Below are 15,870 nucleotides of genomic sequence, written 5' to 3'. Positions count from 1 at the left end.
TTTAGTTCGGTGAGAAATATCGCTGTGGGTTGGATGAAAGGTCAGATAATGGGGGCTATGACTGCTCGGAAAGATCGCTCCATGCAGATCTGGCCCGACGTCCATGTCGGGCAAGCGCTCGCTTATCATAGCCCCCATTATCTTCCCGCAGACAGCAGCGTTGCTGTAAGAAGGCTGTGCGATTATTGGAGGCGAAGGATGAGCGTTATTTTGCTTTACGCGGGGCGCGCTTTTTTTGCAGCTTAGTGACCTGGCTTTCGACCCAGCCATCATCCAGACGGGTGCGTAACGTGTCACCCGCATGGAGTTGGCTGGTTTTCTTCACCAGCGTCCCTTCCATGGTAGTGGTCACGCTAAAACCGCGTGCCAGCGTTGCCAGTGGGCTTACCCCTTCGAGCTGAGCGGCCAGCGTAGCGAAGCGCTGTTTATTCGCATTCAACTGCTGTTGCATGCTCTGCTGCAGGCGATGCTGCATGTTCGACAGCTGCTGCTGTGCGAGGAAGATTTTTCCCTGCGGTTGCTGTGCGCTCAGACGCTGCATCAGGCGATCTTGCTGGCGCAGGGCGGTACGTAGACGCAGCTCCATGGCTTCGTCCAGACGGCGCTGTAAACGGAACAGTGAAGTCTGCTGGCGAGCCAGCCGCAACTGCGGGTGTTGCTGCTGTAAACGATGCTGTAACTGCGTATAACGGCGCTGCTGGCGCGCCAGATAGTAATCCATCGCCATCTCTAATCGCTGCTGCTGGGCCTGTAGCTGTCGCAGCAACTCCACCTGATTACGGCTTACCAGCTCAGCGGCCGCTGAAGGGGTAGGGGCACGTAAATCGGCAACAAAATCGGCAATGGTGACATCTGTTTCATGGCCTACCGCACTGACAATCGGAATGCGGCTGGCGAAAATGGCACGGGCAACGCGCTCATCGTTAAAGCTCCACAAATCCTCAAGCGAGCCGCCGCCACGCCCGACAATCAGCACATCACACTCCTGGCGCTGATTAGCCAGCTCAATGGCACGCACAATGGCAGCTGGCGCATCAGCTCCCTGCACAGCGGTCGGGTAGATGACCACCGGCAATGAAGGATCGCGGCGATGGAGCACACGCAGGACATCATGCAACGCCGCGCCGGTTGCGGAGGTGATAACCCCAACCTGGCGCGCCGGATCGGGCAGCGGCTGCTTATGTTCAGGCGCAAACAACCCTTCAGCTTCCAGCCGTGCTTTCATCTGAGCAAACTGCTGTTGCAATAATCCCTCACCTGCGGGGTGCATGCTATTGATGACCAACTGATAATCGCCGCGCGGTTCATACAGGGTCAGGGTGGCACGCACCAGAACTTGCTGACCGTGCTGCGGGCGAAAACTGACCTGGCGGTTGCTGTTGCGAAACATGGCACAGCGCACCTGAGCACTTTCGTCTTTGAGCGAAAAGTACCAGTGCCCGGAAGCGGGTTGCGTGAAATTGGAGATCTCAGCACTGAGCCACACCTGGCCCATCTCGTGCTCCAGTAGCTCCCGCACCGTGCTGTTCAGACGGCTGACGCTAAAAATATTGGCATTTGATGGCAGTGACATGTGATGGAGATCAAATTTCAAATCAGAGGGTTAATCAACCGATACTACATGGCTGGTACAAAGGTTCAAGGTTTTTTCTGAAAAAACGCTGGAGGCAAACGGTTTCCACCTGTATAATTCGCTCGCAATATTTTATCTGTTCTCATTCACCCCCAGGTTGAGATATTGCCATGCTAAGAATCGCTAAAGAAGCACTCACATTTGACGACGTATTGCTCGTTCCTGCTCACTCCACCGTTCTGCCGAACACGGCTGAATTAAGCACTCAGCTGACGAAAAACATCCGTCTCAATATTCCAATGGTTTCTGCAGCCATGGACACTGTCACCGAAGCGAACCTTGCTATTGCGCTGGCGCAAGAAGGCGGCATTGGCTTTATCCACAAAAACATGTCGATTGAACGCCAGGCGGAAGAAGTTCGCAAGGTGAAGAAATACGAAAGCGGCGTGGTCACCGATCCTCAGACTGTACTGCCAACCACTACGCTGGCGGCAGTAAAAGAGCTGACTGAGCGCAACGGCTTCGCGGGTTACCCGGTTGTAAACGAAAAGAACGAACTGGTGGGTATCATCACTGGCCGTGACGTGCGTTTCGTTACCGACCTCGAACTGCCAGTTTCAGCAGTAATGACGCCGAAAGAGCGTCTGGTTACTGTGAAAGAAGGCGATGCGCGTGAAGTGGTTCTGCAAAAGATGCACGAAAAGCGCGTAGAAAAAGCACTGGTTGTGGACGACAGCTTCCACCTGCTGGGCATGATCACCGTTAAAGATTTCCAGAAAGCAGAACGTAAACCAAACGCATGTAAAGATGCGCAGGGTCGTCTGCGTGTTGGTGCTGCGGTGGGTGCTGGCGCAGGTAACGAAGAGCGTGTTGCCGCGCTGGTTGCCGCTGGTGTTGACGTTCTGTTGATCGACTCCTCACACGGCCACTCTGAAGGCGTTCTGCAGCGTATCCGCGATACCCGTGCAAAATTCCCAGAGCTGGAAATCATCGGCGGTAACGTTGCTACTGGTGCAGGTGCTCTGGCCCTGGTTGAAGCCGGTGTGAGCGCAGTAAAAGTGGGTATCGGCCCTGGCTCAATCTGTACTACCCGTATCGTTACTGGCGTGGGTGTACCGCAGATCACCGCAGTTTCTGATGCAGTAGAAGCGCTGGAAGGCACTGGCATCCCGGTTATCGCTGATGGCGGTATCCGCTTCTCTGGTGATATCGCAAAAGCTATCGCTGCGGGTGCTTCTGTTGTGATGGTTGGTTCTATGCTGGCAGGAACTGAAGAGTCTCCTGGTGAGATCGAACTGTATCAAGGCCGTGCATTCAAATCATACCGTGGTATGGGTTCACTGGGTGCAATGTCTAAAGGTTCATCTGACCGTTACTTCCAGACTGATAACGCGGCAGACAAGCTGGTGCCGGAAGGTATCGAAGGACGCGTGGCTTATAAAGGCCGTCTGAAAGAGATCGTTCACCAGCAGATGGGCGGCCTGCGCTCCTGCATGGGTCTGACCGGTTGTGCAACCATTGAACTGCTGCGTACTAAAGCAGAGTTCGTTCGCATCAGCGGTGCGGGCATTTCTGAGAGCCACGTTCACGACGTGACCATCACAAAAGAAGCGCCGAACTACCGCATGGGTTCATAATCCCGTAAAATGAGACGCCCGGCACCCGCCGGGCGAATTTATTTTAAAGTCCATCCCTGGAAACGCCTTAATGACAGCTGAAAACATTCATAAACACCGTATTCTGATCCTCGATTTTGGTTCTCAGTACACGCAACTGGTCGCGCGTCGCGTGCGCGAGCTGGGCGTGTACTGCGAACTCTGGGCGTGGGATGTCACCGAAGAACAGATTCGTAGCTTCAATCCAACCGGTATCGTGTTGTCGGGTGGCCCGGAAAGCACCACTGAGCACAACAGCCCACGTGCGCCAGAGTATGTCTTCAACGCAGGCGTACCGGTTCTGGGCGTGTGCTACGGCATGCAGACCATGGCGATGCAGTTAGGCGGTAAAGTTGAAGGTTCAACCGAGCGTGAATTTGGTTATGCGCAGGTTGAAGTGATTACCCCAAGCGCGCTGGTGCGTGATATTGAAGATGCAATCAGCGATGCTGGCAAACCGCTGCTGGACGTCTGGATGAGCCACGGTGACAAAGTCACTGCGATCCCATCAGACTTCGTGACAGTAGCCAGCACCGAATCTTGTCCGTTTGCCATTATGGCGAACGAAGAAAAACGCTTCTACGGTGTGCAGTTCCACCCGGAAGTGACGCATACCCGTCAGGGCCAGCGTATGCTTGAGCGTTTTGTTCTGGATATCTGCGGCTGCGAAGCGCTGTGGACCCCAGCCAAAATCATCGAAGATGCAGTAGAGCGTATTCGTGAGCAGGTGGGTGAAGATAAAGTCATCCTCGGCCTGTCTGGTGGTGTGGATTCATCCGTGACTGCCATGTTGCTGCACCGCGCCATTGGTGACCGTCTGACCTGCGTATTCGTCGATAACGGCCTGCTGCGTCTGAATGAAGCAGAGCAGGTGATGGATATGTTTGGCGACCACTTCGGTCTGAACATCGTTCACGTGGCAGCAGAAGCTCGCTTCCTCGATGCGCTGGCAGGTGAGAACGATCCAGAAGCGAAGCGTAAAATCATCGGTCGCGTATTCGTCGAAGTGTTCGATGAAGAAGCACTGAAGCTGACCGACGTGAAATGGCTGGCACAGGGCACCATCTATCCTGACGTGATCGAGTCTGCGGCTTCTACCACCGGCAAAGCGCACGTGATCAAATCGCACCACAACGTGGGCGGTCTGCCGAAAGAGATGAAGATGGGTCTGGTTGAGCCGCTGAAAGAGCTGTTCAAAGACGAAGTGCGTAAGATTGGTCTGGAGCTGGGCCTGCCGTACGACATGCTGTACCGTCACCCGTTCCCGGGTCCAGGTCTGGGCGTACGTGTTCTGGGCGAAGTGAAGAAAGAGTACTGTGACCTGCTGCGTCGCGCTGATGCTATCTTCATCGAAGAGCTGCACAAAGCTGACCTGTATAACAAAGTCAGCCAGGCCTTCACCGTGTTCCTGCCAGTACGCTCCGTCGGCGTAATGGGCGATGGCCGTAAGTACGACTGGGTTGTTTCCCTGCGTGCCGTAGAGACCATCGACTTCATGACTGCACACTGGGCGCATCTGCCATACGACTTCCTTGGCCGCGTTTCCAACCGCATCATCAACGAAGTGAACGGCATCTCCCGCGTGGTTTATGATATCTCTGGTAAACCACCAGCGACGATTGAGTGGGAATGATTTAGTGTCTGGCATAGTCCGGCACTAACCAGCAAAAAATGCTCTGAAGCCCGCGTAATTGCGGGCTTTTTTGTTTTTGTGTCTGGCAGTATCTGGCAATCTTATGCATTGCCAAGCACCGTTTGTATGTGGCATGGTGCAGGGTATTGATTTAGCATAATGCCATGCTTGGTGCTTGATACCATGCCACTTTAGTAAGTGGTTCCATGGTATTAAATCTCGCGATAACCCCGTATTTACTGGGTTTTTCATGATATATGAGTTGATTTCTAAGCATGGTATTTTTATATGGGATTTATGACTACTATGCTGACTGATACCAAGCTGCGTAACCTTAAGCCGAAAGAAAAGCTCTATAAGGTGAATGACCGAGATGGCCTGTACGTGGCAGTTACCACGGCCGGTTCCATTTCATTTCGCTACAACTATTCAATCAACGGTCGCCAGGAAACTATCACATTCGGGCGTTATGGCGTGGGGGGCATCACACTCGCTGAAGCCAGAGAGCTCTTAGGGGAGGCGAAAAAGATGGTATCAGCAGGTAAGTCACCTGCTAGGGAGAAAGCTCGAACTAAGGCGCGCATTAAAGGGGCAGAGACGTTTGATGCGTGGGCTGTGAAGTGGCTGCGTGGGTACCAAATGGCTGACTCGACCCGAGACATGCGCCGCTCTGTTTACGAACGCGAACTCAAACCACATTTCGGAAATCAGAAACTAGTGGAAATCAATCATGAGGATCTGCGTACGCTGACCGATGCAATCGTGGAACGAGGAGCCCCAGCCACCGCAGTACACTCTCGCGAGATTGTGATGCAGGTGTTTCGGTGGGCTATTGAGCGAGGCCAGAGGGTAGAGAATCCGGCTGAGTTGGTACGTCCCGCCAGCATCGCTAAATTTGAACCACGTGACCGCGCATTAGAGCCTGATGAAATCGCATTGATGTATCAATACCTAGGTCGCATCGGTACTTCCTCATCTGTGAGAGTGGCCGCTAAGCTGTTATTACTGACCATGGTTCGCAAAAGTGAGTTGACCAACGCAACATGGAACGAAATCAATTTCAGTGAGGCACTGTGGACCATACCGAAAGAGCGGATGAAGCGTCGTAATCCCCATTTAGTCTTCTTATCTCAGCAAGCTTTAGATTTCTTCATTGCATTGAAGACATTTTCCGGTGGTTCAGATTACGTCTTTCCCTCCCGATATGATTCAGATTTACCGATGAGCACAGCGACAATCAATCAGGTGCTGACACTTACCTATCGGCTTGCACAGAAAGAGGGGCAGCCGCTGAGCAAGTTCGGGCCACATGACTTGAGGCGTACAGCTAGTACGCTGCTGCATGAAGCGGGGTATAACTCAGACTGGATTGAGAAGTGTCTTGCACATGAGCAAAAGGGAGTACGGGCCGTCTACAACAAAGCTGAATATCGCGATCAACGTCGGGCAATGTTGCAAGATTGGGCAGATATGATTGACGAATGGACGTGCAAGAAAAACGGGTGAATTTTTGTTTTATGAGTCAGATTTAGCTACGTGAGCCTTTATTGATTATGTGTCTTGGCTGACTCAAGAAAAATTTTTCTGGAATTGAGGATATGGCTTTGGATACCGCTTGGCGTTTAATACCTAGTCTCCGTGCAATCTCTGATTGATTGTAACCAAGCCATCGAAGCATGAGCATTTGTTTTTTTCTGTCAGATAATCTTGAATCAACCATAAGTCGCGCCAGGTTCCGTAACTCTGTTTCCTCTCCTAGTGTTAATGTCTGGCCAAGCATGTAGTTGTGTATGTAGCCATCAACTAGTTCGTCACCTGATTTTGCTTTTGGAGTACCACGCGATGCGCATTGTCGACTTATTCTTGCTAATTCAAGATCGAATTGCGCTAAAGAGCGTTTTGCTGTTCTATACACGGGATTCCACGTTTTATCTGACAGCCTTGGACGATGTTCCTGGCAGTACAGGTTACTCATGTGTAATTCTTCATCTACTCCACGTAATTTACTGATTTTTAAATATGCAGGTTTAAGCTGATCTCCCCTTGCTCTCAAGGCTTTGGTGGATTCTGCGGCTTTGGCAAATGAAGCTAATTCCGCAGGCGAGCCACAAAATCTACAAAAATCTCTTATGCGTCGTCCATTCACACCAAGTAGATTTTGCACCACTGATTTCTTGAGCTTGCAAGCCCATATAAGCTCTATCAACGTTTCAAGTGTAGCGACATATCGACTGTCTTTTTCAGACTGCGTATTGTTTGTCATGATAAAAATTCTAAGCAATTGCTGTTGTATGTGAAGCATTGCCTCAAAACCGACTAATCGGATGATTTTACTAAATGCTATATCAATACCTGCTCCAGGTATGTGATCTCGATAATGAGAGGGTAGCTTCGATATATACATAACTACTTTTGGATCAATGACTTTTTCTACCAGTCGTACGATGGGGTAACGTTTCGATGTTGTGGAGTAAGGCTCCCAGCTATCCTGAAACTGCCGAATTGCATCTGCGACCGTTGGGTCGCACTCCTTCCAAATAGTGATGGTTGATCTATTTTTCATGTCAACCATTTTAGCCAATCATATTGTCGAAGCAAGGGGCACGTACGGGCACGATCAGGCACATATCGAATGTGACTGATTGAGGTAAGTATATGCAGGTATCAACAACCAGAACTCTTATCGACAAAAAGACGCTACTAGCTATGATTCCGCTATGTGAGCGAACGATCTACAATTTTGAACTCAAAGGAAAGTTCCCACGTCGCATTGCGATAAGCAGCCGAAAAGTAGTCTGGGATTTGGCTGAGGTTGAAGAATGGATTAATGCATGTAAGGACTCCGGACCTGCTCCCAGGCCCGGAATTGGAGTCTGAACAATGCAGATAGGGCCCGACGAAGGGCCCATGCCCCAGCTACATGTCAGAACGACTTGCGTTCAATACCAATCTTCTCAGCTCGCGCTATTCAGTCCTCAAGATGAGGCGCAGATGTATCATGATAGCAACAGGAACGGTTTCTTTTCGTTGCTGGTTGACGTATATGGGGAAAAACGCCAGTCCTCACACCGATTAGCGGACATGCCAACAATTCTCAATTTGGCAGATAAAACTCGCGATACATGGATGTCTCAGGCCGAGTTCATCCGACCCAATCGGCGGGTCGTGAATCTTGCTCGATTGGGACTATTGTTCACAGATCTTGACACTTACCGTATACCGTTTCTTGCCGGCCGTACGGCTGACCAACTGGCAACGTCGGTGCTGTATTTCTGTACTGAAGCAGGGCTCCCGACACCTTCTGTCCTTATCTACAGTGGCCGCGGTATTCAAGCGAAATGGTTACTCAACGGTACTATCCCGCGTCAGGCATTGCCTCGCTGGAATGCTTGCCAGCGCTACCTAGTGGATCGTCTTGCCCATATTGGGGCTGATCCGATGGCAAAGGACGCAAGCCGCGTTCTGCGAACTATCCAAACAGTCAATAGCAAGAGTGGTGAAGTCTGTCGTGTTGTTCACATTACGAACGATAGCAATGGTCAACCTATTCGCTACAACTTTGAGTATCTGGCCGAGGCCCTGCTACCAACTTCCCGATGGGCAATAGAGCAGCAGCGGCAGGAACAGTCAGATAGGAGAAAACGCAAGTATCAGGCTTTTCTTCTAGTACCTGGTGGTAAAGCTGACAATCTCCGTGGATTTTCTGGCCGCCAGCTTGCATGGGATCGTCTTGAAGACCTGCGTAAACTTGCTGAGCTACGCGGTGGAGTCAACGAAGGCTGCCGGATGCAACACCTGTTTTGGCGATTGAACTTCCTTTTGTTATCCGGGGCGACGAACAGTAGGCAGATGTATCATGAAGCCACGGTACTGGCCCGTGAGCTAGATCCACAGTGGAATTGTCGTTCTCAAGAGCTGATGACTCTCTTCAGCAAGGCCAAAGCCTACGAGTCGGGGGAGCGGGTCAGCTTCGGAGGTCGAGAGTATGCACCTCTCTACACGCCAAAGAATGACACACTGATAAATTTGTTCAGAATCACTGCTGATGAGCAGCGACAGCTAAAGACTATCGTTAGCCATGTCGAAGCAGCAGAGCGTCATAGGGCGCGCGAGGAGGGGCGTAGACGTGCAGCTGGCGCAGTAGACCGTCAGACCTATGAGAGTACATCCTTGAGCCGTCAAAAACCTTGGGAGGCGCTTGGGATGAGTCGCCGGAGTTGGTATCGAGCAGGTAAACCAGCCGAGTCTGAAGCACATCCATGCCCACCGTCGACAAAGAAGTCTATAAACCGTTAATCAGAGCTTGATCATGACCTTCCGTTGAAATGGCGTAAATTTGTTGAAAGGTAGTTACTCATAGTTGGCACAAGTCCGTGCGTATTACTAATGGCGAAGCCTAACTAGGGTTAAGGCTTCTCTTTGAGATTAATCTAAAGGGTATTGAGGTAGGACAATAGAGCAATGAAATAGGTTAATAGTACGTATTATTGCTAGTAGTGAAGTATTAGTCGTAGCTACCTCATGGCGAGAACCAATTTGTAGTGGATGTTTGTAAAAACATCCACTATAAAATACACCGAATATTAGCAGCTACTTGTAGTACGTTTTTCCACGGATAAAAGATATGCAGCTATAAAGTCTTAACTCTTAGAAGCGCTATATGAGATCATCACGGTCGTTTCCACCGTTTGGATTATGTTGAAATACAGGCCGTGACTTAAAGATAGGAGTTTGTGTAGTTGAGGTGCCGCCGGACTGAATTTTTCCTGAAGCTGGTGCTACCTGAATTTCTATTTTTTCAGGAATTGTGGGCTGCTGGATTCTGCGATTAGCCGTTTTGCGGATGTATTTCCCGACGTAACGAGTGAACTGGCTGTAGCTCAGGCCAGTATTATCTCCACCATGGTACTCATAAACGACCGTTATCGGCCAACCGGCTTCAATTAGAACACGGAATTCATTGAGGCGCGCTAAAAATGCTACCCTTCCCGCACCTGGAAGCTTTTCTTTTGGTGTTCCCATCATCACAACCTCTTTTCAAGCATAGTTAAGCAAGTATACGCATGATATTGATAATGTTATATGCGTAACTTAGATTATTTATGCGCAAATATGCGTAGGCAATCTGTATATAACCTATTGCAAAGATATGCATTTTTTAGCTCCCAATTTGATGGCAAGATGTGTGTTGTAGGCCTACGCTGCTACGCAGCTAGGACCTCCACCACCGTACCTTACTCGCTTAAGGCTCGACGGCATATTGCTCTGCGAGGCTGACAGTCGCTGCCGCGACCTAAATAATTATGCGAAGAGCCTACCTATGACGAAGCGCAAAAGTGAAGTGATCAAAATTGAGGATTTGGATGAATGACTGAAAGCTATACACCAAAAAAAGAAGGTTGCCGCCCACGTCGTGAAGTGCCGCCGATAAAAGTTTGGGTGACTGACAAAGAGAAAGCGGAGATTGTTAATCGTGCAGCACAAGCAGGTTTGTCGCTTTCGGCGTATATGCTTGCCGCTGGTCTGCACCATCCAATCCGGTCACGGGTTGACCTTACTGCTGTGAGAGATCTAGCTAAGGTAAACGGCGACCTTGGCCGTGTCGCTGGTCTATTAAAGTTGTGGCTTGCGGAAAAACGTGGGCAAGGTGTCCAACCGATTGACGTTGAAACTATGATGGAACAATTCAGAGACCTGCAACGTCAGACCTTGGAGATTATGGGGCAGATTGTACATGAGAGAAAATAAAGTTTTTTCTAGTCAAGAACCATTGATGTCAATTCATCATGACTTCTATTCGGTAACATTCTTGCTGGCATAATAACTATTATTCTGGGGGCTATTTTCAGCTTATTTCCTTAAGCGAACCGGCTTTGAGGGGGAGCTAGCGCAAAAGATAACTACGCTTTCTGTCGTTTGTTTATAAATGTTGTCTTTCTTGACTTGCAAAATTTAAAACACTTCGCCGAAAAAATTGCGTTATCCGTTAGTCACCGACGAATATGTTCATAAAACGGTGGTTTTCTTGACAGTCTGCCGGGCTTAGCGCTTTTGTGGCTGGATACATCCTAATGGTGTTAAGATATCCGTAAATTTTTCAATGTTCGGTATTGTCAATGAATCAACGCATTGGATACGCCCGCGTTTCGACGGACGACCAGCACCTAGACCTGCAGCGCGACGCACTTATGCAGGCTGGGTGCTGCGCGATCTACGAGGAAGCGGCGAGCGGCAAAAACGCCGCACGTCAGGAGCTTGAGCAGTGCCGCAAGGCGCTAAGGGCAGGGGATACCCTCGTGGTGTGGCGGCTGGATAGACTCGGACGCAGCCTCCCCGATCTGGTGCAGATTGTGGCAGACCTTGAACAGCGCGGCATTGGCTTTGAAAGCTTGACGGAGAAGATCGAGACGGGCAGCGCAGCGGGCAAGCTGGTTTTCCATGTGTTTGCGGCGTTGGCCGAGTTCGAGCGCGGCTTGATCCGGGAGCGGACGCAGGCCGGGCTGGCAGCAGCCCGCGCACGTGGCCGGGCCGGTGGCCGTAAACCGAAGCTAGACGACCAGCAGGTGCGCGAGATCAAGGCCCTGTTGCGCGATCCAGATATTCAGGTGGCTGAGGTAGCCCGCCGTTATGGCGTGTCTCGAACCACCCTTTACAAGCACGTCGGCATCATCACGCCACGTCAATGAGGAGTTTGGATGAACCAACAGTTAGACACCGCAGACAGCGTGCGCCGTGAGGTGGCATCCCGTACAGCGCAGAAACACAAAGCCGAATTCGGCCAGTTTATGACGCCTTCGAGCGTGGCCCGCTTCATGGCGTCTCTGTTCCCATCAAGTACCATGCAGACCTGCCGTCTGCTGGATGCAGGCGCGGGTGTTGGCGCACTATCCTGTGCCTTTCTCGACCGCTGGGTAACTGGAGGCTTTGGCTTTGAGAACGTCGAGGCGACCGCCTACGAGATAGACGATAACCTGCGCGGCCACCTTGCGCAGCACCTGGGCGGGTACAGCCGCGTGACACCCCGGATCATCGCAGGCGATTACATCGAATTAGCGACCGCCGAAGGTCTGGATGATCGAGGCTATACCCATGCAATCCTCAATCCGCCTTATAAGAAGATCAATAGCCAATCAGCCCACCGACTGGCCCTGCGCAGTGTCGGTATCGAGACGGTGAACTTGTATTCCGCCTTTCTCGCGCTGGCCGTAGGCGAGGCAGCGCCGGGCGGGCAGATCGTGGCCATCATCCCGCGCAGCTTCTGCAACGGGCCGTATTACCGCCCGTTTCGTGATTTCATCCTTGCGCGGGCAGCGATCCGCCACATGCATCTGTTTGAGTCGCGCAGTAAGGCTTTCAAGGATGACGAGGTTCTGCAGGAGAACATCATCATCCGCTTGGAGCGTGGTGGCCAGCAGGGAGTTGTCACGGTTTCGACCTCTACCGATGACAGCTTTGCAGATCTCAACACCCACGAACATCCATTCGACCGGATCGTGTTCCCGGATGATCCGGAGCGGTTCATTCATGTGCCGACCACGACCGAGAAAACCGCCATTGAGCTATCGCCCGCCGTGCGCTATTCGCTGGCCGATATAGGCGTGAAGGTATCGACGGGGCCGGTAGTCGATTTCCGCCTGAGGGAGCATCTGCGCGATATGCCCGAGCAGGGCTCCGTCCCCCTGATTTACCCCGGGCACTTGAGCACGACCGGCACGGTCTGGCCTGTGCCGGGGTTGAAGAAGCCAAATGCGATCATGCGCAACGACGAGACGGAAAAGTGGCTTTACCCGAATGGGTTTTATTGCGTGGTGCGCCGCTTCTCATCGAAGGAGGAAAAGCGCCGCGTGGTGGCAAGTATCGTTGATCCTGCCGCCTTTGGCGATCATTCGATGTTGGGCTTCGAGAACCACATGAACCTGTTTCACGAGAACAAGCACGGTTTGCCCGAAGCACTAGCCCGTGGGCTGGTCTTGTTCCTGAACACAACAGCAGTAGATGAGCATTTCCGGCGCTTCAACGGCCACACACAGGTCAATGCAACCGATCTCAAGTTGATGAAGTATCCAAGCCGGGAAACCCTGATCCAACTTGGTAAGTGGGCCATGCAGCAACGAACGCTTACTCAAGACCTGATCGACACCAAGCTGGGGACCTTGACCGAATGAAAGATAAGAACGATTACATTGAGGCCGCGCAACAAGTCATTATTTCCTTGGGGCTACCGAAGGCGCAGCATAACGAGCGCTCGGCTCTATGCCTTTTGGCCCTGTTGGATCTCATGCCAGGTAAGTCATGGACCGACGCGGAAAACCCGTTGATCGGCATAACTCCCATAATGGATTGGGCGCGCGATCACTTCGACAAGGCTTATAAGCCGAACACCCGTGAATCGGTACGCCGACAGACCATGCACCAGTTCTGCGACGCAGGGTTGGCTCTCTACAATCCTGACAAGCCCGACCGTCCTGTGAATAGCCCGAAGGCGGTTTATCAAATCGAACCCGCCGCACTGGTCCTGCTTCGTACCTTCGGAACCCCTGCATGGCATGACAGCCTCGTTGCTTATCTGGCCGAGCGTGAAACGCTTGTTGCCCGCTACGCTAAACAGCGCGAGCAGAACCGTATTCCGGTTGAGATCGTACCGGGCCAGCAAATCACCCTCAGCCCCGGAGAGCACAGCGAGCTGATTCGGGCCATCATCGAGGACTTTGCTCCGCGTTTTGCACCGGGTAGCGTGCTGCTCTATGCCGGCGACACGGGCGACAAGTGGGGTTACTTTGATGCACCCTTGCTGGCCGGATTGGGTGTCGATGTGGATTCACATGGGAAGATGCCAGATGTGGTGTTGCACTTCACGGAGAAAAACTGGCTGCTACTGGTCGAGTCCGTCACCAGTCACGGTCCAGTCGATGGCAAGCGCCATACCGAGCTGGCGAAGCTGTTCGCCGGATCGACCGCTGGACTGGTCTATGTGACCGCCTTCCCAAACCGGGCCATCATGGGCCGCTACTTAGGCGAAATCGCTTGGGAAACCGAAGTGTGGGTGGCAGATGCACCGTCACACCTGATCCACTTTAACGGCGTACGCTTCCTCGGGCCGTATCCGGCCGAGGGCTGAGGCGATGACAAACAGCCTAGTCCATCCGCAGGGGTGGATTTCTCTTTTTATAGCACCGAAACATGAAGAGCGGGCCAAGCAGATGCGGGCCGAGCGTGACCGCCAGTATGGAAACATCTACACCGAGTCTGCCACTGATGAGCGTTGGGTGGGCGACCTCGGCGAGATGGTTTTCAACTCGTGGCTTAAGCACGAAGGCGTTCAAGGTTTTAAGTGGGTGCTGGACGATGCAGCCGGTCAGCCTGATTTCGTGACGGCTCTGAACTTCCGCATTGGAGTCAAGACGGTGAAGCGCAAGGTGCCGCCCCGCGAGGACTACACCGCCCAGATCACCGCCCGCCATGCGGGGGAACCCATCGACCAATTCTTCTTTTTGACCTACGAAATCGCAAAGCGCCGCATGTGGCTATTGGGTGGTATCAACCGCGAGTGCTTTCTGCAGGAAGCTCGCTATTACGGTGCTGGTGAATCGGTACATGCCAACTACAAGATTCGACAAGGGCATGAGATTTATAACATTGAGCTCGCTAAGCTAATTCCGCCAAAGGTGTGGATTAAGATGGTGGCGTAGGGGGATATATGGCCGACCTGACTGCCTTTGAGCGTCGTAAGCTCGAAAAGCTGTTTGGGATGGGGGGGGTTATGTTTTGAATTTTTCAGACCGCACCTATTCCGAATTCTTCATTGATTACCGTGTGGAAATCGATGCAGCCCAGTACAGAACAAGTGGGGACTCCAAGGCCAAGCGGATGCGCACGTTCTGGGATGTTGCTCCCAATCATACAGCTGGCCGTGTAATTGATGGTTTGATTGTTGTTGGTATTCAAGAGGACTGCCTTGGGGACAGCAATCATCTGCTGATCGAGGATTGCCGGAAGATCGCCCAGCGCCTTCTCAGTAAGCAGCCAGTGGCTGAGCTGGATGCGTTGACCGCTATTGCTGATGAGCGAGATTTTGAAGTGGTAGCGGAGCACGTCCGCGAGGCAATCCAGAAGAATCAACCCGAGGGTGGGCTGGATCGGCTGCATACTTTCGTCAACAAATTCATCCGCGTGACGTGTGAACCGCACGGTATCACTATCACTCGTGATAAGCCGCTGCATAGCGTTTTCGGAGAGTACGTCAAGGCGCTGCGGGAAGGTGGCCATCTTGAGTCGGCCATGACCGAGCGCATTCTAAAGTCCAGTATTTCAGTGCTGGAAGCCTTTAATGACGTGCGCAACAACAAGAGTCTTGCACACGATAACCCGATACTAAATTATGAGGAAAGCTTGTTGATCTTTAATCACGTTGCGGCCTCAGTTCGTTTTATCAAGTCCCTGGAGGCGAAGATAAAAGCTAAAGTGATACAGGCAAAACACGGTGATTGGGACGAAAGTATCCCTTTCTAGTAGTGCTACCATCGCGCGGAACTTGCCATCAAACCAAACATTTTGAAAGGAGGACCGCACCAATGAAAGACAGATCGCATGATACGGCGATGGCTGAGCACATCCGCGCCGATCCGACCTATGAGGCTTAATTGCTCGCCGAAGTCCGCCGCAATGGTGATCCAGCCGAGCTGGCCATTCTGTTGCGGCAGATGGCCACGGCATTGGCAAGTAACGCGAAGCCGGATGACGCCGATACAGGGCGCACTCTACCTCGCTGATTTGAACGTGGTATTGTTAATGGTCTTTCGCATGGCTAGAAAAGGCTAAGTCATAAGATCTATCTCGTTACCATGCTTGGTGGAGCGTTCTAGGCATGGTATCGGAGCCAGCTAAGTTCCAGGCAGGAGATTGTGCTGGGGTTAATGGTCGACTACAGCCTTTGGTAGCTGGCAGCTAACGGCCAATTCCTGCTATTAGTGAAGGGCTTCTCACCATCCAAACCTGCCGGTCGCATACAG

14 protein-coding genes are annotated in these 15,870 nt (G+C 51.9%); 11 read left to right on the top strand and 3 right to left on the bottom strand.

Translation table 11 applies throughout. The features are described from left to right. Positions 1 to 205: 205 nt before the first annotated feature. Positions 206 to 1,573, bottom strand: coding sequence for an exodeoxyribonuclease VII large subunit (gene xseA / locus B880_RS0112550; RefSeq protein ID WP_026042615.1), 1,368 nt, complete (start codon positions 1,571 to 1,573; stop codon positions 206 to 208). Positions 1,574 to 1,743: 170 nt separating this feature from the next. On the opposite strand from xseA, the gene guaB reads away from it, so the two are divergent. From guaB to B880_RS0112535, 3 genes are all read left to right on the top strand, one after another. Continuing rightward, entirely contained in the window at positions 1,744 to 3,210 is a 1,467-nt protein-coding gene (gene guaB / locus B880_RS0112545; protein ID WP_017347768.1) for an IMP dehydrogenase, read from the top strand. Positions 3,211 to 3,280: 70 nt separating this feature from the next. Next, positions 3,281 to 4,861, top strand: a complete 1,581-nt coding sequence (guaA, locus tag B880_RS0112540) for a glutamine-hydrolyzing GMP synthase (RefSeq protein ID WP_017347767.1) — start codon at positions 3,281 to 3,283, stop codon at positions 4,859 to 4,861. A gap of 306 nt (positions 4,862 to 5,167) precedes the next feature. Further along, positions 5,168 to 6,367 carry a tyrosine-type recombinase/integrase gene (locus B880_RS0112535; RefSeq protein ID WP_026042614.1) on the top strand — a complete coding sequence of 400 codons (1,200 nt, stop codon included), beginning with the start codon at positions 5,168 to 5,170 and terminating at the stop codon, positions 6,365 to 6,367. 22 nt (positions 6,368 to 6,389) lie between these two features. On the opposite strand, the gene B880_RS0112530 is transcribed toward B880_RS0112535, so the two are convergent. Next, positions 6,390 to 7,424 carry a LuxR family transcriptional regulator gene (locus tag B880_RS0112530; protein ID WP_202813420.1) on the bottom strand — a complete coding sequence of 345 codons (1,035 nt, stop codon included), beginning with the start codon at positions 7,422 to 7,424 and terminating at the stop codon, positions 6,390 to 6,392. Positions 7,425 to 7,516: 92 nt separating this feature from the next. Here B880_RS0112530 and B880_RS0112525 point away from each other — a divergent pair, with 92 nt between their 5' ends. Both B880_RS0112525 and B880_RS0112520 read left to right on the top strand, forming a co-directional pair. After that, entirely contained in the window at positions 7,517 to 7,738 is a 222-nt protein-coding gene (locus B880_RS0112525) for a helix-turn-helix transcriptional regulator (protein ID WP_017347764.1), read from the top strand. 114 nt (positions 7,739 to 7,852) lie between these two features. After that, positions 7,853 to 9,157 (top strand): hypothetical protein, encoded by a 1,305-nt coding sequence (locus tag B880_RS0112520; RefSeq protein ID WP_051005702.1) that lies wholly within the window; start codon positions 7,853 to 7,855, stop codon positions 9,155 to 9,157. Positions 9,158 to 9,517: 360 nt separating this feature from the next. Here B880_RS0112520 and B880_RS0112515 read toward each other — a convergent pair whose 3' ends face one another. Further along, entirely contained in the window at positions 9,518 to 9,886 is a 369-nt protein-coding gene (locus B880_RS0112515; protein ID WP_017347762.1) for a hypothetical protein, read from the bottom strand. Between the two features lie 342 nt (positions 9,887 to 10,228). Between B880_RS0112515 and B880_RS0112510 the strand changes: the two genes are divergently transcribed. The 6 genes from B880_RS0112510 to B880_RS0112485 all read left to right on the top strand — a co-directional run bounded on the left by B880_RS0112510 (position 10,229) and on the right by B880_RS0112485 (position 15,370). Continuing rightward, complete coding sequence (locus tag B880_RS0112510; RefSeq protein ID WP_017347761.1) at positions 10,229 to 10,609, top strand: plasmid mobilization protein; 381 nt, start codon at positions 10,229 to 10,231, stop codon at positions 10,607 to 10,609. 368 nt (positions 10,610 to 10,977) lie between these two features. Then, on the top strand, positions 10,978 to 11,547 hold the full coding sequence (locus B880_RS0112505) for a recombinase family protein (protein WP_017347760.1): 570 nt from the start codon (positions 10,978 to 10,980) through the stop codon (positions 11,545 to 11,547). A 9-nt stretch (positions 11,548 to 11,556) separates the two neighbouring features. Continuing rightward, a complete protein-coding gene (locus B880_RS0112500; RefSeq protein ID WP_017347759.1) occupies positions 11,557 to 13,026 on the top strand; it encodes an Eco57I restriction-modification methylase domain-containing protein in 1,470 nt (489 codons plus the stop codon). After that, positions 13,023 to 13,979, top strand: coding sequence for a BsuBI/PstI family type II restriction endonuclease (locus B880_RS0112495; RefSeq protein ID WP_017347758.1), 957 nt, complete (start codon positions 13,023 to 13,025; stop codon positions 13,977 to 13,979). The genes B880_RS0112500 and B880_RS0112495 overlap by 4 nt, the downstream gene beginning before the upstream one ends. Positions 13,980 to 13,983: 4 nt before the next feature. After that, complete coding sequence (locus B880_RS25005) at positions 13,984 to 14,550, top strand: hypothetical protein (protein WP_017347757.1); 567 nt, start codon at positions 13,984 to 13,986, stop codon at positions 14,548 to 14,550. A gap of 76 nt (positions 14,551 to 14,626) precedes the next feature. Further along, a complete protein-coding gene (locus B880_RS0112485; protein WP_017347756.1) occupies positions 14,627 to 15,370 on the top strand; it encodes an abortive infection family protein in 744 nt (247 codons plus the stop codon). Positions 15,371 to 15,870: the final 500 nt, after the last annotated feature.

This window comes from Pantoea sp. A4, assembly GCF_000295955.2.
Taxonomy (GTDB): domain Bacteria; phylum Pseudomonadota; class Gammaproteobacteria; order Enterobacterales; family Enterobacteriaceae; genus Pantoea; species Pantoea multigeneris.
The sequence above is the reverse complement of the archived record's forward strand: the minus strand, read 5'-3'. Positions and strand labels throughout refer to the sequence as shown.